Source organism: Streptomyces sp. WAC06614 (assembly GCF_003949795.1).
Classification (GTDB): domain Bacteria; phylum Actinomycetota; class Actinomycetes; order Streptomycetales; family Streptomycetaceae; genus Streptomyces.
Map to the genome: position 1 here is coordinate 1 of NZ_RPRY01000055.1, position 19,188 is coordinate 19,188.

A 19,188-nucleotide genomic window follows, 5' to 3' on the forward strand; every position below is an offset into this window, starting at 1 on the left:
GTGGGGACCAGTCCGGGGGCGGGCGGCTGGCCGCGGGCGGGGCTGTCACGTCCTTCCAGTTCGCTGCTGAGCCGGTACCAGCGGCGGGTCCACGGCTCGGGGTCGCCGTCGCAGGCGGCCACGTAGGCGAGGGTCACCTTCAAGGAGGGCTTGTGCAGTCCGCGGGCCGCCTCGGCGAGGGTGGCGACGGAGTAGTGGGCGCGTTTGGCCATGGTCCGGTACGAGGGGTTCCCGGCCTGTTTCCGCAGGAGGCGCAGTTCGTGGGCGAACTGCTCCAGCGGACCTGCCGTGGGGTCCAGTAACCGCTCTGGCCTGGGCATGCTTCTCCCCTGCTGATCGATTGTGTCGAACGAAGCGCATGTTCCGTCCGGCCCGCACAACCTGGTCGACGGCGTGCGGCCGGGTCGGTGCACCGGGCCGGAGGCCCCGAGGGCGACCGGAAGCCTCCGCACCGGATCTCTCGGACATTGGTACATGCCTCTGACAAATCGATCAATCGTCAGCTGAGGGGTTCCGGCCACTTCCCGCGCGGGTCGTCCGATTTCGGCTCCTTGCCGACCACCTCGGGCCAACGACCACACCCCGGGCATTCCGCTTCCGCCGTACGGCAGCGGACTGTACAAGGTCACTTCCGTACAGCACCCCGTACACGAGCCCGTACAACTCTGCGCCTTCGGCGTGCGGTTGTACAGGGGCGTACACCGCCGGCGCCCCGTACAACCTGCCCTCGTGTACAACGCCGCGGCTCTGCAAGATCGGTTGGCGTCAGGCGATACGGCCGAAACCGACGGGATTGGGTGGCGGGTTGGTGGACACAGCACGCAGCCAGACGGAATCAGCGGCCCTCGAAGCCGCCTACACGTACCGGAGCCGTCCGCTGGTGGAACCCGACTGGAGGCGCTTCCCCGGCTGGCGCGAGGTCACCGAGGCGCAGTGGGCCGATCCGCAGTGGCAGCGCGCCCACTGCGTCAAGGACCCGAAGGGGCTCCGCGCGGTCGTCGGCGACCTGCTCGACGAGGAGTTCTACGAGGACTGGGAACGGGACCGGCTGCACCGGGCCACCATGTCGGTGCTGCTGCCGCCCCAGATGATCAACACGATGGCCGCGGAGGCCTCGGCTGCCCGCCCCGGCGAGCTGACCAAGGCCTTCTACGACGACCCCGTGCGGCGCTACATGCTGCCGGTCTTCTCCGACCGGCACCCGGTGTGGCCCTCGCACCCGATGGCCAGCCGCGACTCGCTGCACGAGCAGGACATGTGGGTGGTGGAGGGGCTCACCCACCGCTACCCGACCAAGGTGCTGGCGGAACTGCTGTCGACCTGCCCGCAGTACTGCGGGCACTGCACCCGGATGGACCTGGTCGGCAACTCCACCCCGCAGGTCACCAAGAACAAGCTCCAGCTCAAACCGGCCGACCGGGCCGACCGCATCCTGGCCCACCTGCGCACCTCCCCCGGCATCCGGGACGTGGTCGTCTCCGGCGGCGACCTGGCGAACATGCCCTGGCCGCGGCTGGAGCGCTTCGTGGACGGGCTGCTGGAGATCGAGTCGGTCCGCGACATCCGGCTGGCGAGCAAGGGGCTGATCGGACTGCCCCAGCACTGGAGTTCGGACCTGGTGCTGCGCGGCGTGGAGCGGGTCGCGGCCAAGGCCCGGTCCCGGGGCGTGCGCATCGCGCTGCACACCCACGCCAACGCCGCGCAACAGGTCACCCCGGGCGTGGCCCGCGCGGCCTGGGGCCTGCTGGGGGCCGGGCTGCACGACGTGCGCAACCAGGGCGTGCTGATGCGCGGGGTCAACGACAGCGCGCACGACCTGCTCGACCTGTGCTTCGCGCTCACCGACCACGCCGGCATCACTCCGTACTACTTCTACATGTGCGACATGATCCCGAACGCCGAGCACTGGCGGGTGCCGCTGCACAGCGCGCAGTTGATCCAGCGTCAGATCATGGGCTACCTGCCGGGGTTCGCCACCCCGCGCATCGTGTGCGACGTACCGATGGCCGGCAAGCGGTGGGTGGACCAGGCGGACGCCTACGACCGGGAACTCGGCGTCTCGCACTGGAGCAAGAGCTACCTCACCCCGCTGGAGGCGGCGGACCCGGACGCCCACAGCGGCTCGTACCACTACTACGACCCCATCGACACGCTCCCGCTCTCCGGGCAGCGCTGGTGGCGGGAAACCCGTCAGGGGTAGAGAAGGGACAGTTGCACAGCCATGAGCAGTCTCCGTCCACGGCGTGAAGACCCTCCGGTACTGGAGGAGTGGTACCGCCGGCACCTCGGTCCGGACATCCACGACATCAGCTCCAGCGGCGTCCACCCGTACACCTTCGCCGAGATACGCGACCTGTGCCGGATCCCGGCCGCGGACCTCGACGAGATCGTCATGGACGACAGCGTCTCGCAGGGCGGGGCCGGCATCCGCGCGGCGATCGCCGACCGGTACGCCGGTGGCGACGCCGACCGGGTGCTGGTCACCCACGGCTCCAGCGAGGCCATCGCGCTGACCCTGAGCGCCCTGCTGCACCCGGGCGACCGGGTGGTCGTCCAGGAGGGCATCTACCACTCGCTCGGCCACTATCCGCGGGCGGCGGGGTGCGACGTCGCCGAGCTCCCCGCGGCGGCGGTCCGCGACGGGGAGATCGACCCGCAGGTGCTGGCCGGCCTGGTCACGCCGGGTACCGCGGCCGTGATCGTCAACTTCCCGCACAACCCGACCGGGGTGTCCCTCTCCCCCCAGGGCCTCAAGGCCCTCACGGAGCGGACCGCGCAGACCGGCGCCACGCTCGTCTGGGACGCGGCCACCGCCGAGATCGCGCACCGCTGGGAGGTGCTGCCCGATCCCGCGGCGGACGGCGGCGACACCGTCTCCTACGGCACCTTCTCCAAGACCTTCGGCCTGCCCGGCCTGCGGGTGGGCTGGGCCATCGCCCCGAAGCCCCTGCTCACCGCCACCTTCCCGCTGCGCGACCGGACCACGCTGTTCCTGTCGCCGCTGGTCGAGCTGATCGCCGAACGGGCCATGCGCAACGCCGACGCGCTGATCGGAGCGCGGGCGGCCGAGGCCCGGCGCAACCTCGCCCACCTGACGGCGTGGACGGCCGAGCACGAGGACCTGGTCCGGTGGATCCCGCCGGAGGGCGGCGTGTGCGCGCTGCCGGTCTTCCGCGAGCTGGAGCGGGCCGGGGCGGGGCCGGAGGCGGTGGAACGGTTCTGCCTGGACCTGCTGGCCCGGCACCGCACCCTGCTGGTCCCCGGCACGGCCTTCGGCGCCCCGCACGGGGCCCGCCTGGGCTTCGGCGGCCCGGAGGAGTCCTTCCTGGCCGGCCTCGCGGGCCTGTCGGACTTCCTGCGCGGCCGCGGGGCGGGCCGATGAGCGGGGCGACCGGCGCCGGGGGCGCGACCGTGACCGGGGCCGTGACCGGGGCCGGGTCCCCGGCCGGGGGCGCGGTCGGGGCCGAGGTGGCCGGGGCCGATGTGGTCGGTCTGTGGGAGCGGTCGGTGCGGGAGCATCCAGGGCGGCCCGCGCTGGTCACCCCGCACCGGGTGCTGACCTACGAGGACGCGGACCGGCTCACCGACACCTGGGCCGGCTCGCTCGTGACGCGGGGCGCCGGCCCCGGACGGCTGGTGGGCCTGGCCTTCGGCGACCCCGCCCGTACGGTGCTCGGGATGCTGGCGGCGCTGAAGGCCGGCGCGGGCTTCACCGTGCTCGACGACCGGCTCCCGGCCGCCGCCCGCACGGCACTGGTCCGCCGCACCGCCGCCGCGGTCTGGCTGGGCGACGGCGGCCACGCGCCCGAGGGCGCGTACGTCCCGCCGGCGGCGGAGGGCGACGGCGGCCCGACCGGGGCACTGCCCCGGCCCGGCGCCGGGGCCGAGGGGGCGGACGTGGCCTATGTGCTGTTCACCTCCGGCTCCACCGGGCAGCCCAAGGGGACGGTCGTCGAACGGGACGCCCTGGGCCGCTTCGCGACCGCCGTCGCCGAGCGGCTGGAACTGACCCCCGACGACCGCTGGCTCCAGGTGGCCTCGCTCGGCTTCGACGTGCTGATCGAGGAGGTCTTCCCGGCGTTCGCCGCGGGCGCGGCCGTGGTCTGCCGGGACGACACCCGGGCCCTGGACGCCGAGGAGCTCCACGTCACCCTGGCCCGGACCCGGACCACCGTGGTGGAACTGTCCACCCAGTACTGGCTGGAGTACGCCCGCTGGCTGGAGACCTCCGGGACCACCACCCCGGCGTCCCTGCGCCTGGTGGTGGTCGGCGGGGAGCGGATGGACCCGCAGCCGTACCGCGCCTGGCAGGAGCACCGGCCCGCCGCCCTCGCCCATGTGTACGGGCTCACCGAATGCACCGTCAGCTCCACGTTCTACACCGGACGGCTGCCGGACGACGCCGACGAGGTACCGCTCGGCACACCGCTGCGGGACGTGCAGATCAGCGTCCGGCGCGACGGCCGCCCGGTGCCCGACGGCGAGACCGGGGAGATCCACATCGGCGGTCCCCTGCTGGCCCGCGGCTTCCTCGACGACGAGGACGCCACCGCCCGGCGGTTCGTCCCCGATCCGTACGCCGCCGAGCCCGGCGCCCGGGTGTACGTCACGGGCGACCTGGGCCGGATCGACCCCGACGGGCAGCTCGTCTTCCTCGGCCGGGTCGACGACCAGATCAAGATCCGCGGACACCGACTGGAACCGGCCCGGGTGGAGCGCGCCCTGTGCGAGGCGGACGGGGTGGACCGGGCCGTGGTCCTCCCCGACCCCGCGACCGGCACCGTCCTGTGGGCGTTCACCGTGCCCACCGATCCGGCGTCGGCACCGCTGCCCGGTGAGGCCGTACGGCTGACGGGTGCGGACCGGGACGCACTGGTGGCGCCCCTGGAGGCGCAGCTGCCGGACTGGGCCGTGCCCCGGGTGCTCCACCGGGTCGCCGTCCTGCCGAAGAACCCGCACGGCAAGATCGACAAGCGCCTGCTGGCGGCCTGGGCGGCCGCCTCGACACCGGCTCCGGCCGGCCCGGCGCGGACCACGGTCGCCCCGCCGGGGAACGCGGTCGGCGCACCCCAGGACACGGCCGCCTCGGCCCACGGCTCCGACGGGGCCTCCCTCGGCGAGCCGCTGGGGACCGTCCTGGGGCTCTTCCGCGAGGTCCTGGGCCACCCGGCCCTCGGCCCCGACGACAACTTCTTCGACCACGGCGGCCAGTCCCTGCTGGCCATGCGCCTGCTCGCACGGCTGCGCGAGGTCCGCCCCGATGCCACCGGCCTCCGGGCGAGCGCCCTCTTCGCCGCGCCCACGCCTCGGCTGCTCGCCGCGGCGCTGCCCGGCGCCCAGGACCCGGCGCACGGGACCACCTGACCACCTGCACCACCCGCACCACCCGCACCACCCGAGGGCCCGCGGCCCGGCTCCGGCCGGCCGCGGGCAGCAGCAACCATCACCGACCACTCAGCGAGAGTTGGCATGTCGAACCTCACCGACCAGTCCACGCCCGGTTACACCCTGACGCCCGACGAGGCCGCCGCCGTGGCGGACCTCTGCCTCGAACTGGCCTCCCGGTACCCGTCCTTCGGCGATCCCGCCCTGCTGCGCGACCTGCCCCGGCTGGCCGCCCGGCTGCCCGAGGGCCTGCAGCACTTCCTGCGCGAGTTCAAGCTCGCCGACCGCCACGGCCATGTCGTGGTCCGCGGACACGACTTCGACCAGGACCGCATCGGCCCCACCCCCGGCCACTGGCGCGGCCGTGAGCGGCCCGGCCCGGAGTTCCCCGAGGAGCTCCTGCTGATGCTCTACGCGGCCCTGCTCGGCGAGCCGTTCGGGTGGGCCACCCAGCAGGACGGCCACCTCGTGCACGACATCTTCCCGATCCGGGCGCACGAGAACGACCAGCTCGGCATGGGCAGCAAGGAGCTGCTGACCTGGCACACCGAGGACGCGTTCCACCCGTACCGCAGCGACTACCTGATCCTCGGTGCGCTGCGCAATCCGGACCACGTGCCCACGACGGTCGGCGAGTTGGACCTGTCCTCGCTGTCCGCCGAGGACATCGACATCCTCTTCGAGCCGCGCTTCCACATCGCGCCCGACGAGTCGCACCTGCCGAAGAACAACACCATCGCCTCCGAGGAGGAGGCGGCGCGGTTCGCCACCATCCAGCGCATGATCGACGAGCGGCCGCTCGGCCCGCTGCTCTACGGGTCGCGCCTCGACCCGTACATGCGTCTGGACCCGTACTTCACCTCCGTCCCGGAGGACGACACCGACGCCCGGCGGGCCTACGACGCCCTGTTCAAGGTGGTGGACGCCGCGATGCGGGAGGTCGTGGCGGACCAGGGCGACGTCCTGTTCATCGACAACCACCGGGCCGTCCACGGCCGGCTGCCGTTCCAGGCCCGCTACGACGGCACCGACCGCTGGCTGAAGCGGGTGTGCGTGACCTCGGACCTGCGGCGTTCGCGCGAGATGCGGGCCACCGCCCGGACCCGGCTGCTGGGCTGACGCGCCGGTGTCCCTCACCCTCACCGACCTGTCCCGGGACCCGTGGCTGCTGCCCGCCGTGGACGCCCTGATCGGCTCCAACATGCCGGCGTTCATGAGCTGGGAGTCCCCGGGGAACTGGCGCTGGCACGGCATGTACGACCGCTACCCCGCCCACCAGCTCTGTCTGGTGGACGGGGACGGGCACCTGGTCGCGGCGGCCAACGGGCTGCCGGTCGCCTGGGACGGCGCCCCCTCGTCGCTGCCGGGCGGCAGCGACGAGGTGCTGGTCGAGGCGGTCGACCACGGAGCGCCGGACCGGGCCGACGCCGTGTGCATGCTGTCGGTGTCCGTGGATCCCGCGCACCGGGCGGCCGGGCACGCCGAACGGCTGCTCACCGAGGTTCGCCGGCGGGCCGCGGAGCACGCCCCCCGCGGTGTGATCATCCCGGTCCGGCCCACCCGCAAGCCGCACTACCCGCTGATCGCCCTCGACGACTACGCCGCCTGGCGGCTGCCCGACGGCCGCTGCTTCGACCCGTGGCTGCGCACCCACCTGGAGCTGGGCGCCCAGCAACTGGGCGTCGCCGAGCGCTCCTTGGTGATCCGTCAGCCGGTCGCCCGCTGGGAGCAGTTCCTCGGCCGGCCGCTGCCGGGACCGGGTGCACACCCGCTGCCCGGAGGCCTGGTGCCGCTGCACGTCGGCGCGGACGGCTACGGCACGTACGCCGAGCCCAACGTGTGGGTCCACCACCGTGCCCTCTGAGCCGCCCCCGGTCCCCGGTCCGCCCGCTCCGCCGGCTTCCCCGCTCCTCTGTTCCCCCGCTCCCCTCTTCCGTTCCACTCCTGGAGACGACCATGACTCCCGTACGCCTCGCGATCGTCGGGTGCGGCGCCGCTGCCCGTGGCTGCCACCTGCCCGCTCTGCCCCCGCTCAAGGGCGAGGTGCAGCTCACCGCGCTGATCGACCGTGACCCCCGGCAGGCCGAGGCCGCGCTCGCCCTCTACCGGGAGCTGGGCGGCACCGCCGCCGAGCAGGTGGTGCTCGCCACCGATCCGGCGGAGGCCGCCGACGCCTTCGACGCCGCCGTCGTGGTGGCCCCGCACACCCTGCACGCCCCGATCGTCGAGGCGCTGCTCGCGGCGGGCAAGCACGTCCTGCTGGAGAAGCCGATGACCACCTCGGTCGAGGACGCCCACCGGCTGGCGGAGGCGGCCGCGGCCGAGGGCGCTCCCGTCCTGGCCATGGCCCACCCGCGCCGGCTCTTCCCCGCCTACGCGTGGGTCAAGCGGCTCATCGACGGCGGCGACCTCGGCGAGGTCGTGCGGGTCGACTGGGCCGAGGGGCACCCGTACGCCCACGAGCCGGTCTCCTGGTCGATGTTCGACCGGCGGCTCGCGGGCGGCGGGGTGCTCACCGACACCGCCTCGCACGTCTTCGACACCCTGCTGTGGTGGCTCGGCCCCGAGGTGGAGGTGGTCCGCGCCGAGGACAACTCCCTCGGCGGGGTGGAGACCGATGCCCGGGTCCACCTGCGGTTCGGGGCCACGGACGTGGCGTGCGACTTCAGCCGGCTGCGTCACCTCGGCATCAGCGCCACGGTCACCGGCACCCGGGCGACGGTGACCATCGGCACCGACTTCCCCGCCGGGGAGTGCACGCTCGTCACCGCCGACGGGCAGGAGCTGCACCGCGGTGACGTGGCGGCCGTGGCCCCGGCCCAGGACGAGTGGGAGCTGCTGTTCAGCGAGCAGCTCGCCAACTTCGCGGCGGCCGTGCGCGGCACGGCGGCCGTCCACTCCACCCCGCAGGACGGCGTCCGCGTGGTCGAGCTGATCCAGGAGTGCTACGGCGGCCCCGCCCACCAGCGGTCCGCTCAGCCGTGGACCACCCGGGGCCGGGAGGCCACGGCCGGCGACCTCCCCGCGCTGACCGGGCGCACGGTGGCGGTCACGGGCGCGAGCGGGTTCATCGGCGGCCGGCTCGTGGAGCGGCTGGTGCTCGGCACCGAGGCCCGGGTCCGGCCGGTGGTCCGCGGCTTCGGCCGGGCCGCCCGGCTGTCGGTCCTGCCGCAGGACCGCCTGGAGTTCCGTCAGGGCGACCTGCTGGACCCGACCACGCTGCGGGCGGCGTTCGAGGGCTGTGACACGGTCGTGCACTGCGCGTTCGGCAGCTCCGGGGACGAGGACGGCCGCTGGGCCGCCTCCGTCGAGGGCACCGCGAACGTCCTGGCCGCGGCTCGCGCCGCCGGTGTGCGGCGCGTGGTGCACCTGAGCACGATCGACGTCTACGACCCGGCCGTCACCGGGGCACTGACCGAGGACTCCCCCGCCCGGCCGGCCGATCCCGCCGACCGGGAGTACGAGCAGCAGAAGCTCGCCGCCGAGCGGCTCGTCGTCCAGGCGCACGGGGACGGCCTGGAGACCGTGGTGATCCAGCCGGGTGTGGTGCACGGCCCGTGGGGCGGCCAGTGGACCACCGCCCAACTCCAGCGGCCGGAGGGCGATTTCGCCCAGCTTCCGGCCGGGGGCGGTGGCGGGGTGTGCAACGCCGTGTACGTGGACGACCTGGCCGAGGCGGTGCTGCTGGCCGTGGACACCGAGGCGGCGGCCGGCGAGCGGTTCCTCGTGGGCCACCCCGAGGAGCTGCGTTGGGGCACGTTCTTCGACGCGGTCCGCGCGCTGCGCGGGCTCGGCGGTCCGACGGCCGTGACCGCCGGGGAGCCGGTGGCCGACTGGGAGCTGGAGCTGTACCGGTCGACGGCCCGCGCCGACTACGACAAGGCGCGCCGGGTACTGGGCTTCACCGCGCGCACGCCGTTCGCCGAGGCGGCCGTGGTCACCGCCGCGTGGGCCCGCTGGGCCGGGGAAGCGCCGGAGGCCCGGGCATGACCGCGGGCAGCTCCGAGGGGACGGCCGAGGTGACGACCGGGGTGGCGACGCCCGGGGTGGCGACGCCCGGGGTGACGACCGGGGTGACCGACGTCCTGGTGGTCGCCCCGCACCCGGACGACGACGTGATCGGCTGTGGCGGCTCCATCGCCAAGCACGTGCGCGACGGCGCCCGGGTGACGGTGGTGATCGTCATCGGCCGCGAGCGCAGCGCCCTCGACGACGCCGTCACCGACGCCGAATTCGCCGCCGAGACCGAGGCCGCCGCCAAGGCCCTGGGTGTGCACCGCTGCATCCGGTTCGAGGAGCCCTCGCGGGACTTCGCGCTGAACCGCCGGGTCCATCTGGACCTCGTACGGGTGCTGCGCGAGGTACGGCCGCAGGTGGTGTACCTGCCGCACGACAACGACGACGACGTCGAGCACCGGATGGTGCACCAACTCACCGTCGAGGCGCTGTGGATGGCCCGGTCGGAGTTCTTCCAGGAGGCCGGCGGGCCGCCGATGCCGGCGCCACGGCTGGTGCTCGGCTACGAGGTGTGGGCGCCGATGGCGCGCTTCCAGTACGCCGAGGACATCGGCGGGCAGATCGGGGCCAAGGTCGAGGCGATGCGCGCGTACGTCTCCCAACTGCGGCACGCCGCCTGGGACGAGGGCGTGGAGGGCCTGGCCCGCTACCGCGGCGCGGTGTCGGCCGGGTCGGGCTACGCGGAGGTGTTCCAGGTGCTGAGCCTGGCCGCCCCGCCGCCGACCGCCCCGCCGCCGACCGCCCCACCGCCGGCGGACCCGGCGGGAGGCGGCCGTGACTGACCGCCTGCTGGTCTGCGGGCTCGGCTCCGGGATGGACCGCTCCCTGGGCGAACTCCGCTCGCCCCGGCGGGAGCTGGTGGTGGTGACCGACCACCCCACGGACCGGGCCCGGGCCGCCGCCGACGTCCTGCTGGTGTGCGACCCCGACGACGCGGTGGCGGTCCTGGCCGAGCTGGCGGCCGCCGGGATCGACCGGATCGACGGAGTGTTCTCGCTGGGCGCGGACAACCCACCGGTGATCAGCACGCTGGCGCGGCGCTTCGGCTGCCCGGGGCTGCCGCTGGAGACGGCCCTGAACTGCACGCTCAAGGACCGGCGGCTGGCGGTCCTGCGCCGGGCCGGGCTCGACCTGCCCCGGTTCGCGACCGCCGAGAGCGTCGGCGAGGCGGTGCGGGCGGTCGCCGACATCGGCCTGCCGGCGGTCATCAAGCCCAGCGACCGGACCGGTTCGCTGGGCGTGATGAAGGTGGAGTCGGCCGGACAGGTGCGGGCCCTCGCGCAGGAGGCACTACGGCTCAGCCCGGGCGGGCGGATCGTGGTCGAGGAGTTCCTGGAGGGCACCGAGCACACCCTGGCGGCCTTCATGGTCGACGGCGAGCTGCACCGCTTCGGGTTCGCCGACCGGGAGTACGGGCGCAAGGAGGAGTTCGCCCCGCACTTCTTCGAGGGCGGCGACACCCTGCCGAGCGTGCTGACCGGTGAGCAGATCGAGGAGGTCACGGACACGGTCCGGCGCGGGGCCCGGGCCCTGCGCCTGGACCCGGCGGTGATCAACACCGACATCCTGCGCACCCACGACGGCCGGGTGGTCCTGCTGGAGATCACCTGCCGGATCACCGGCGCCCGGATCGCCACCGAGGTCATGCGGCTGGCCACCGGGGTGGACCCGCTGCCGAACGTGGTCCGTCTCGCCCTCGGACAGCCGCTGGACCTGTCCGAGCTGACGCCGCGTCACAGCAGGGCGGTGGTACAGCGGTTCGTCCCGGCGGACGGCGGGGTGGTCGAGTGGGTCGGTGACCCGCGGCACGTCGCCCGCCGGGCCGGGGTGCACGACGTGTTCTGGGGCATCGACCTGGAGCCCGGCACCGAGCTGCCGTCCTACCGCGGCGGCGCCGAGGTACTGGCCGGGGTGATCGCCCACGCCGAGCGGCCGGCGGAGGCCGAGGCCATCGCCGCACGCACCCTGCGCGCCCTGCCCCTGCGGCTGAAGGCGACCGCCCGATGACCGCGCACCGCCCGGGCCGCGGCGCTCCGGGCGCCCACCGTACCGACACGAACGACACGAACGACACGAGGGAGAACGGGATGACCACTGATCCGGTGGACGAGGCCGCGGTCGACAAGGGCATCGCCCGGACCGCCGTGATCATCGCCCTGCGCGACGACCTGCGGATCGCCGACTGCATCGCCTCCGTCGACGAGGACGTCGAGATCGTGCTGGCGCTGAACGGCCCCAGCGACGCCGTGCTGAAGCTCATCGCCGAGCATCCGCGTCCGCTGACCGTCACCGAGATCGAGGACGTCGGCAATCTCGGCGCGGCCTACAACGCCGGCGCCGCCGCCACGGACCGGCAGTACCTGCTGCTGATGGACTCCGACTGCACCTTCGCCCCCGGCGTGGTCCGCGCGATGGTGCGGGCGGTGCTCACCGAGCCGGTGGTCAAGGGGCAGGTGGTGTACGGGGAGTCGGAGGGGCTGCTCAGCCGGCTCACGGCCCGGGTCCGGGAGTTCGACGAGGGGGACTACGTCAGCGCGCTGTCCCCGCCGCTGATCTACAACCGGGACATCGTCGACCACATCGGCGGCTACCACTTCGACGAGCTGATCCACTGGTGCGAGGACCGGGAGTTCGACTTCCGGCTCCAGCTCGCGGGCATCCCGGTGGTGTACCTGCCCGAGGCGCGGATCTTCCACGACGCCCAGCACGGCTTCGCCAACATGCGCAGCTACTTCCGCTACGGCGTGGGCGAGGGCATCGCCCAGGAGACGGGGGTGTTCACCACGCCGGCGGTGCCGGTGGTGTGGCGGCTGTTCGAGGCCTCGCGGACCCTGGTGCACTGCGCCCGGGACAAGGGTCCCGGGGCGGCGGCGTACTACGCCCTGCTGAAGGCGGCCTTCCACGTGGGCACCGCCCACCACCTGCTCAACGACCCGTACCGGGTGCGCGACCGGTATCCGGCCGCGGCGAAGCGGGCCCGGATGGTGCGGTCGATCCCGCAGCACAGCACGAGGCTGACCGGGGCGCAGCTGCGGCGGCTGCGGCGGGCGCACTGGGAGGCGGGCCGGCGGATCGAGAAGGTGGCCGACCTGTCGGTCTTCCACCCCGACACCGCCGGCCCGGGCCGTGGGTCAGGCGCCGGGCAGGCGCGGCAGCAGCAGGCGTGAGGGATGGTCACCGCCGTGGTGGACGGTGTGGTGGGCGAGGACCGGTGGGTGGACGTCGAAGCGCGGCGCGTTGCTGGCCGCGACCTCCAGACGGATCCGGTGGCCCGCGCGGAACACGTGGCCGATCGCCCCCAGCGCGACGGTGACCTCGACCGGCTCACCGGCCTCAGCTGCCTCGCCGGCCGCACCCGAGTCACTGCCGGCACCCGAGTCACTGCCCGCGCCCGAGTCTCCGCCCGCGCCTGCCACACCGTCCGCACCGGTGTGAGCGGGGGCGGTGCCTGCCCGGCCCGCCCCCGGCTCCAGCCGGCGCACGCCGTCGCACAGCAGCTCGGCGCGGCCGCCGGGGTGGACGTCGACCAGCTTGGCGGTCACGTCCGCGCCGGCGGCGTCCGGGGTGACGTAGACCGTCACGGTGGTGTCCCCGACGACGGCCAGCGGCGCGGTCAGCGGCTCGCCGGTGAAGCACAGCACGTCGGGGCGCCGTTCCACCGCGCGCTGGTCCAGCGGCCCGCAGTCGCCGCCGGTGAACTGGCCGGGCAGCGCGGTGGCCCCGCCGGTGGTGGGCACGGGGTCGGCGGGATCGTGGCGGATCCGGTCGGCGCCGGGGTCCGCCGGGGCGGGGCCGGCCGTCAGGCGACGGCCGTCGAGGTGCAGGACGAGGTCCTCGGTGCCGGGGACGGGCCAGTCGGGGAAGGTACGCCAGACGTCGGCTCCGGTGAGGAACAGCCGAACCGGGTCGTGCCGGTCCGGGGCCCCGCCGGGGCGGCGCAGGTGCCGGTCGAAATGGTCCAGGTGGAGACCGGTGACATCGAGTTCGTCCTCGTCGGCGGCGAGTCCGTAGCGGCGCTGCGGAAATATTCCGCCGGTGATGCAATGGGACCACGGTCCGACCACCAGACGCGACGCATTTCCGCATTCCCGCATTCCTCGGTAATTCTCCAGGGCGCCGACGAGAAATATGTCGTACCAGCCGGTGAGGTGGAGCGCCGGGACCTCGATCGCCGGGTACGCCGCGCGCGGTGCGGCGCGCCGCCAGTAGGGGTCGCCGCTCGGATGCTCGCGCCAGCGGCGGTAGTACGGGGCCAGCCGGTCCAGCAGGTCCGTGGCGGCGCCCGGGTCGCGGTAGAGCTCCTCGATCCGGTCGACGGCGTCGGCCACCTCGGCCCGCTCGGCCCCGGTCAGCCCGGCCCCCTCCAGCAGGAGGTCGTAGAGCACCCAGTACAGGACGAAGCCCTGCTGGAAGGCGCCGCCCTGGTGGGTCCAGCCCTCGTCGAAGCCCGATCCGGCCACGTGCGGGACGATCGCGCGGAGGCCCGGCGGGCGTTCGGCCGCGGCGAGCAGCGCGGCCATGGCCTCGTAGGACCGCCCGAACAGGCCCGCCGAGCCGTCGCACCAGGGCTGCGCGACGGCCCAGGCGACCGTGTCCGCGCCGTCGGCGCCCTCGTGCCAGTACGGCTCGAACCCGCCGCCGGAGCCGAACCGGCCGCGGACGTCCTGCACCAGCAGGGCGTACCCGGAACGGACCAGGCGCAGCCCGTCCACGGAGGCGCCGCCCGGGGCGCCGGACCTCCCGTAGGGAGTGCGGCGCACCAGGACCGGAACGGGGTCGGCGGTGTCGGGCCGGTAGAGGTCGGCGGTCAATAACACGCCGTCGCGCACGGGTATTTTCAGATCGTGATCCACAACAATTCGCACCCGCTCATATTCCATCAGGACGAGGAAATTCACAATGCAGTCCTCCGGAACCACCGGAATCCCTTTGCTGGAACCGTTCTTCGAGACGGCGCGCACCGATCCCGCCCGCCCGGCCGTCGTCGACAACGGACTCGTCATCGGTTACGGCACCCTTGCCGCCTGGGTGCTGGAGGTGGCGCAGGCGCTCGCCCCGCGCACGGACCGACCGCAGCCGCCGGTCGGGGTCGTCGTGCACCACTCGGCCCGGGACGTGGCGGCCCTGCTGGGCGTGCTCGCGGCGGGGCGGGCGTACGTACCGCTGGAGGCCGATCACCCGGTGGCCCGCCTGGAGACGGTGATGGCGCGGCTCGGGGTCGAGGAGGCCGTGGCGACCGCGGACACCGGCTGGCAGCCGGCGGTGGCCCGGGTGGTGCGGCCGCGCTGGGCGCCCGGCCCCGTCGCGCCGGGCGCCGCCGTGCCGCCCGGTCCGGGTGCGCGCCCCGAGGACCCGGCGTACGTGCTGTTCACCTCGGGCTCCACCGGCGAGCCCAAGGGGGTCGTGGTGCCGCACCGGGCGCTGGCCGCCGTCGTGCCCGCACTCCGCGAGCTGTACGGGATCGGGCCGGACGCCACCGTGCTGCACTTCCACGGCGCGGGCGGCGACACGAGCCTGGAAGAGATCCTGCCGACCTTGACCGGCGGGGCCACCCTCGTCGTCGACGACGCGGCCCGGGAGGGGTTCGCGCAGGTCGCCGAGGAGCAGGAGGTCACCGTCGCGGTGCTGCCGACGGGCTTCTGGCACGGGCTGTCGGGTGACCTGCTGCACCAGGGCGCCGGGCTCCCGGCGTCCCTGCGGACGGTGGTGATCGGCGGGGAGGCGGTGCGCGCGGACATGCTGGAGCGCTGGCGGCTGCTCGGCTCCGACGGGGTGCGCCTGCTCAACACCTACGGCTCCACGGAGACGGCCCTGGTCACCCACGCCGTGCAACTGGCCGGCCCGGGGACGCTGTTGCTCCCGGAGGCCGGCGGCGACCTGCCCATCGGCCGGCCGCTACCGCACGTCGGCCAACGCGTGGACGACACGGGCGAGTTGTACGTGTCCGGGCCCGGCCTGGCCCTGGGCTACCACGGCGAACCCGCTGCCACCGCTGCCAGGTTCACCGAGCGCGAGGGCGTCCGCTGGTACCGCACCGGGGACCTGGTCTCGCAGGCGCCCGGGGGCGCCCTGGTGTTCCGGGGCCGCTCCGACCACCAGGTCAAGATCCGTGGCCACCGGGTGGACCTGATCGAGGTGGAGGGCCTCGTCGGGGGCTGCCCGGGCGTTCTGGAGGCCGCCGCCGCCCAGGTGGACCGCGCCGAACACAGCACCCTGGCCGCCTTCTTCGTCCCGCTGCCGGACCACGACCCCGAGGAGGTGGCGGCGCAGATCCGCACCCGCCTGACCCGCACCACGGCGCCGCACCTCGTCCCGAGCCTGCTGCTCCCGGTCACCTCCCTGGAACGCACCCACACCGGCAAGGTCGACCGCAACGCGACCCGGGACCGCCACCTCGCGACCGCGGAGGCGGCCCGATGAGCCGCCGCGCCCCCGGCCCGGCCGCTCCGCACGGCCCGGGCGGCCTCGCCGCGACGGGGGGCCCGGCCCCGACGGAGGGCCCGGCCCCGACGGAGGCTCCGGCCCCGGCGCAGGGCCCGGCTCCGGCGGAAGACCTCCTCGCGTATGCCGCGCGGCGGCTCGGGGTGGAGCTCGATCCCGCGACCGCCCGGCCCGACGAGTCCGGCTGGGACTTCCGGGTCACGCACGTCCGGGCCACCGACGGCACCCGGTGGATCCTGCGGCAGCCCCGGCGGCCCGAGGCCGCCGCACTGCTGGAGCGCGAGGGCGCGGTGCTCGCCGCCGTCCGCGACCGGGTGCCCGTGCCGGTGCCGGACTGGCTCCTGCACACCCCGGACCTGGTCGCCTACCCCCGCCTCCCCGGCGAGCCCGCCGGCACCGAGGACCCCCACACCCTGGTCTACGGCTGGTCCATGGACCCGCTGGCCCACCCGGCCCACTACCTGGAGCCGCTCGCCCGGACCCTGGTCGCCGTGCACACCACCCCGCCGGACGCCTCCCCCGCCCTGGCCGCCTCGGCCGCACCCGCGGCCACGGCCGATGCCGACCCCGGCGCCGTCCGCGCCCGGACCGCGGACAAGCTGGCCCGCGCCCGGGCCGAACTACCGTTGCCCGCACCCGGGTTGCGCCGCTGGCAGGCCTGGCTGGACGACGACCGGCTGTGGCCCGAGCGGCTGGTGCTGGTGCACGGGGACGTGCACCCCGGGCACACCCTGGTGGCCCGCCCGGGCGCCGACGGTCCGCCGGTCCTGGCGGGCCTGCTGGACTGGGCGAACACCCATGTCGGGGACCCGGCGGTCGACTTCGTCGACCTGCTGTACGCGGGCGGCCCCGCGGTCCTCGACCGGCTCCTGGCCGCCTACCGGGCGGCGGGCGGCGAGGTCCGCCCCGGCCTGCGGGAACACGTCCTGGCCCGGGCCGACTTCCTGTGGGTCCACGTGGCCCTGCGCGGACTGGACACCGGCCGGCCCGCCTGGGTGCGGACCGCCCTGCACAGGATGGCCGCGCGGTGACCGCCCCGGACGCAGCGCACGGGACGGGCCCGGGCGCCGCCGCCGCGCGGACGAGCGGCCGTACGCCCGGCGGGACGGCGTACACCCTGCACGGACCGGCCGCCGCCGGCCCCCCGGTGGTGCTGGTCGCCGGCGCGGGCGGAACGGGCCGGATCTGGGAGCACCACCAGGTCCCGGCCCTCACCGCCGCGGGCCGGCGGGTCCTCACCTTCGACCACGGCCCGACCACCACCGGCCCCTTCGAACTGGCCGCCCGCATACGTGAGTTGCTGATGCATCTCGGCCTCCCCTGCTGCCCGGTGGCGGGCCACTCGCTCGGCGCCCTCGCCCTGCAGGAGCTGCTGCTGACCGACCCCGACCTGGTGGCCGGCGCGCTGCTCGCCGCCACCCGGGGCCGGCCCGACGCCGTCGGGGAGGCCCTGGCCCGGGCGGAGGCGGCGACCGCCCGGGCCGGGACCCCGCTGCCGCCGGAGTACGAGGCCTTCGTACGGCTCGTACAGAACCTCTCGCCCCGGACCCTCGCCGACGAGGCCGCGACCGCAGAATGGCTCGACCTGTTCGAACTCGCCGCGCTGACCGGCCGGTCGGCCGCCCACCGGCCCGGTCCGCCCGTGCGGGACCGGCTGGCCGAGTACGGCCGGATCGCGGTGCCCGTCCACGTGGTCGGCTTCGCCGACGACGTGCTGGCACCGGCGCCGCTGGGCCGGGAGGTCGCCCGGGCGGTGCCCGGAGCCCGGTACACCGAGCTCGCCGACGCCGGCCACCTCGGGTTCCTGGAACGGCCCGAGGCCTTCAACACCGTCCTGCTGGACTTCCTCGCCACCCTCGCCCCGACCGACCCCGGAGTCTGCCGTGTCCCGTGAAACCCCCGCCCCGCACCCGACCGGCACCACGGTCGAGGTCGTCCATGTCGGCCAGGAGCCGCCCGCCTCCTGGGCGGCGGCCGTGTACCTGTGCGGACCGACCCCCACCGACCCGGCCGAGCCCTCGTGGCGCCCGGACGCCGTGGCCGCGCTGCGATCGCTGTGGTCCGGGACCGGGCGGCTGGTGGTGTTCCTGCCCGAGCCGGTGCCGGGCGGCGACTACCCGGCGTACGCGGACCAGATCGCCTGGGAGGAGGCGGCCATGCGCTGCTCCGACGTGGTCCTGTTCTGGATCCCGCGCGACATGGCCCGGCTGCCGGGACTGGTGTCCAACATCAAGTGGGGCGCGTGGTGCGACTCGGGCCGCGCCGTGCTCGGGACCCCGCCGGAGGCCGAGCGCATGGAGTACCTGCTGCACTTCGCCGAGGCCCTGGGGGTGCCGGTGGCCCGGACCCTGGCCGGGGCCGCCACGGCGGCCCTGCGGGCGGTCGGGCCGGGGTCCGGGCGCAGCGGGGGCGAGCGGTCGGTGCCGCTGACGGTGTGGCGGACCGAGCCGTTCCGCACCTGGTACGCGGCCCGCCGCGCGGCCGGCGACCGGCTGCTGGACGCCCGCGTGGAGTGGTACGTGCCGACGACGGGGCCGGACGCCCACCCGCCGGGCCAGGTCGCCCCCGCGCCGGGCCGGGACGCCCACGCGGCGGGCCAGGACGCCTCTGCGGCGGGCCCGGACGGGGCCGCCGCCTGGCTGCTGACCGTGACGGTCGCGCCGGCCGACGGCTCCGGCCCCACCGTCGGCCGTCTGCTCGCGGCTCAGGGGCAGGGCATGCTCATGTAGAGCGCGTGCTCGCCCTCGGACTCGGTGCCCTGGTAGAGGGCGGTGTCCAGGCCGCAGAAGGCGAAGCCCATGCGCCGGTAGGCGTGGATGGCCGGGGCGTTGACGTTGGTCACCTCCAGCCAGACGTGCCCGGCGCCCCGCTCCCGGGCGAAGTCGACCGCGTGGCCCATCAGGGCCCGGCCCAGGCCGCGGCCCCGGTGGCCGGGGGCGACCTCGATGTCCTCGATGGTCAGGCGGCGGTTCCACGGGGAGTAGGAGACCGCGGCGAAGCCGGCGAGCGTGCCGCCGGCGTCCAGGGCCACGAAGGTGCGGCGGTCGGGGTCCGCCCCGTCGCCGTCCGCGTCGTCGCCGCTGTCCCCGTCCTCACTGCCGTCGTCCTCGGGGAACACCTTCACCAGCGGCGGGTCCACCGGGACCTCCTGGAAGCCGAAGCCGTCGTCGCCGACGGTGACCTCGAAGACGGTGCCGGTGGTGAAGGAGCCGTCCAGGGCGTCGATGGCCTCGGCGTCCTCGGGACGGGCGGTGCGGAACTCGTAAGGCGTGTCACTGGTTGCGGTCATGGCACGAGCCTAGAACCGGCCCGTCCGGGTATGGGCGGGTTTCGGCCGTCGCGCCC

At 74.9% G+C, this 19,188-nt stretch carries 16 protein-coding genes; 13 read left to right on the forward strand and 3 right to left on the reverse strand.

What is annotated here, in order from left to right:
* A partial coding sequence (locus tag EF918_RS10480) for a helix-turn-helix transcriptional regulator (protein WP_148141224.1) occupies positions 1-320 on the reverse strand: 320 nt, incomplete at its 3' end.
* 488 nt (positions 321-808) lie between these two features.
* On the opposite strand from EF918_RS10480, the gene EF918_RS10485 reads away from it, so the two are divergent.
* From EF918_RS10485 to EF918_RS10525, 9 genes are all read left to right on the forward strand, one after another.
* Positions 809-2,200, forward strand: a complete 1,392-nt coding sequence (locus tag EF918_RS10485) for a KamA family radical SAM protein (RefSeq protein ID WP_125644081.1) — start codon at positions 809-811, stop codon at positions 2,198-2,200.
* A 21-nt stretch (positions 2,201-2,221) separates the two neighbouring features.
* A complete protein-coding gene (gene vioD, locus EF918_RS10490) occupies positions 2,222-3,382 on the forward strand; it encodes a capreomycidine synthase (protein ID WP_125644083.1) in 1,161 nt (386 codons plus the stop codon).
* The gene (locus tag EF918_RS10495; RefSeq protein ID WP_125644085.1) at positions 3,379-5,364 is read left to right on the forward strand and encodes an amino acid adenylation domain-containing protein; all 1,986 of its coding nucleotides are present in this window, start codon (positions 3,379-3,381) and stop codon (positions 5,362-5,364) included. Before vioD ends, EF918_RS10495 begins: the two co-directional genes overlap by 4 nt.
* 105 nt (positions 5,365-5,469) lie before the next feature.
* Complete coding sequence (vioC, locus tag EF918_RS10500) at positions 5,470-6,504, forward strand: arginine beta-hydroxylase, Fe(II)/alpha-ketoglutarate-dependent (RefSeq protein WP_125644087.1); 1,035 nt, start codon at positions 5,470-5,472, stop codon at positions 6,502-6,504.
* Between the two features lie 7 nt (positions 6,505-6,511).
* Entirely contained in the window at positions 6,512-7,249 is a 738-nt protein-coding gene (locus tag EF918_RS10505) for a hypothetical protein (RefSeq protein WP_125644089.1), read from the forward strand.
* A 92-nt stretch (positions 7,250-7,341) separates the two neighbouring features.
* Positions 7,342-9,375, forward strand: a complete 2,034-nt coding sequence (locus EF918_RS10510) for an NAD-dependent epimerase/dehydratase family protein (RefSeq protein ID WP_125644091.1) — start codon at positions 7,342-7,344, stop codon at positions 9,373-9,375.
* Positions 9,372-10,184: a PIG-L deacetylase family protein gene (locus EF918_RS10515; RefSeq protein ID WP_260610041.1), complete on the forward strand. Its 813-nt coding sequence runs from the start codon at positions 9,372-9,374 to the stop codon at positions 10,182-10,184. The genes EF918_RS10510 and EF918_RS10515 overlap by 4 nt, the downstream gene beginning before the upstream one ends.
* On the forward strand, positions 10,177-11,409 hold the full coding sequence (locus tag EF918_RS10520; protein ID WP_125644093.1) for an ATP-grasp domain-containing protein: 1,233 nt from the start codon (positions 10,177-10,179) through the stop codon (positions 11,407-11,409). The genes EF918_RS10515 and EF918_RS10520 overlap by 8 nt, the downstream gene beginning before the upstream one ends.
* An 80-nt stretch (positions 11,410-11,489) precedes the next feature.
* Positions 11,490-12,569, forward strand: a complete 1,080-nt coding sequence (locus tag EF918_RS10525) for a glycosyltransferase family 2 protein (protein WP_125644095.1) — start codon at positions 11,490-11,492, stop codon at positions 12,567-12,569.
* Here the strand turns inward: EF918_RS10525 and EF918_RS10530 are convergent.
* Positions 12,534-14,255: a CocE/NonD family hydrolase gene (locus tag EF918_RS10530; RefSeq protein WP_260610043.1), complete on the reverse strand. Its 1,722-nt coding sequence runs from the start codon at positions 14,253-14,255 to the stop codon at positions 12,534-12,536. The two genes, EF918_RS10525 and EF918_RS10530, sit on opposite strands and share 36 nt — an antisense overlap.
* Before the next feature lie 46 nt (positions 14,256-14,301).
* On the opposite strand from EF918_RS10530, the gene EF918_RS10535 reads away from it, so the two are divergent.
* The 4 genes from EF918_RS10535 to EF918_RS10550 are packed head-to-tail and all read left to right on the forward strand — an operon-like array spanning position 14,302 to position 18,572.
* Entirely contained in the window at positions 14,302-15,822 is a 1,521-nt protein-coding gene (locus EF918_RS10535; RefSeq protein ID WP_125644099.1) for an amino acid adenylation domain-containing protein, read from the forward strand.
* The gene (locus EF918_RS10540; RefSeq protein ID WP_125644101.1) at positions 15,819-16,874 is read left to right on the forward strand and encodes a macrolide 2'-phosphotransferase; all 1,056 of its coding nucleotides are present in this window, start codon (positions 15,819-15,821) and stop codon (positions 16,872-16,874) included. Before EF918_RS10535 ends, EF918_RS10540 begins: the two co-directional genes overlap by 4 nt.
* Positions 16,871-17,737: an alpha/beta fold hydrolase gene (locus EF918_RS10545; protein ID WP_260610044.1), complete on the forward strand. Its 867-nt coding sequence runs from the start codon at positions 16,871-16,873 to the stop codon at positions 17,735-17,737. The genes EF918_RS10540 and EF918_RS10545 overlap by 4 nt, the downstream gene beginning before the upstream one ends.
* Entirely contained in the window at positions 17,727-18,572 is an 846-nt protein-coding gene (locus EF918_RS10550) for a nucleoside 2-deoxyribosyltransferase domain-containing protein (protein ID WP_125644103.1), read from the forward strand. The genes EF918_RS10545 and EF918_RS10550 overlap by 11 nt, the downstream gene beginning before the upstream one ends.
* Here the strand turns inward: EF918_RS10550 and EF918_RS10555 are convergent.
* The gene (locus EF918_RS10555; protein ID WP_125644105.1) at positions 18,548-19,132 is read right to left on the reverse strand and encodes a GNAT family N-acetyltransferase; all 585 of its coding nucleotides are present in this window, start codon (positions 19,130-19,132) and stop codon (positions 18,548-18,550) included. The two genes, EF918_RS10550 and EF918_RS10555, sit on opposite strands and share 25 nt — an antisense overlap.
* Positions 19,133-19,188: the final 56 nt, after the last annotated feature.

What these genes read in the sequence shown, in the direction of transcription:
- vioD (WP_125644083.1), top strand. Translation starts at nt 2,222, where the DNA reads ATGAGCAGTCTCCGTCCACGGCGTGAAGACCCTCCGGTACTGGAGGAG.
- EF918_RS10495 (WP_125644085.1), top strand. Translation starts at nt 3,379, where the DNA reads ATGAGCGGGGCGACCGGCGCCGGGGGCGCGACCGTGACCGGGGCCGTG.
- vioC (WP_125644087.1), top strand. Translation starts at nt 5,470, where the DNA reads ATGTCGAACCTCACCGACCAGTCCACGCCCGGTTACACCCTGACGCCC.
- EF918_RS10510 (WP_125644091.1), top strand. Translation starts at nt 7,342, where the DNA reads ATGACTCCCGTACGCCTCGCGATCGTCGGGTGCGGCGCCGCTGCCCGT.
- EF918_RS10515 (WP_260610041.1), top strand. Translation starts at nt 9,372, where the DNA reads ATGACCGCGGGCAGCTCCGAGGGGACGGCCGAGGTGACGACCGGGGTG.
- EF918_RS10525 (WP_125644095.1), top strand. Translation starts at nt 11,490, where the DNA reads ATGACCACTGATCCGGTGGACGAGGCCGCGGTCGACAAGGGCATCGCC.
- EF918_RS10535 (WP_125644099.1), top strand. Translation starts at nt 14,302, where the DNA reads ATGCAGTCCTCCGGAACCACCGGAATCCCTTTGCTGGAACCGTTCTTC.
- EF918_RS10540 (WP_125644101.1), top strand. Translation starts at nt 15,819, where the DNA reads ATGAGCCGCCGCGCCCCCGGCCCGGCCGCTCCGCACGGCCCGGGCGGC.
- EF918_RS10555 (WP_125644105.1), bottom strand. Translation starts at nt 19,132, where the DNA reads ATGACCGCAACCAGTGACACGCCTTACGAGTTCCGCACCGCCCGTCCC.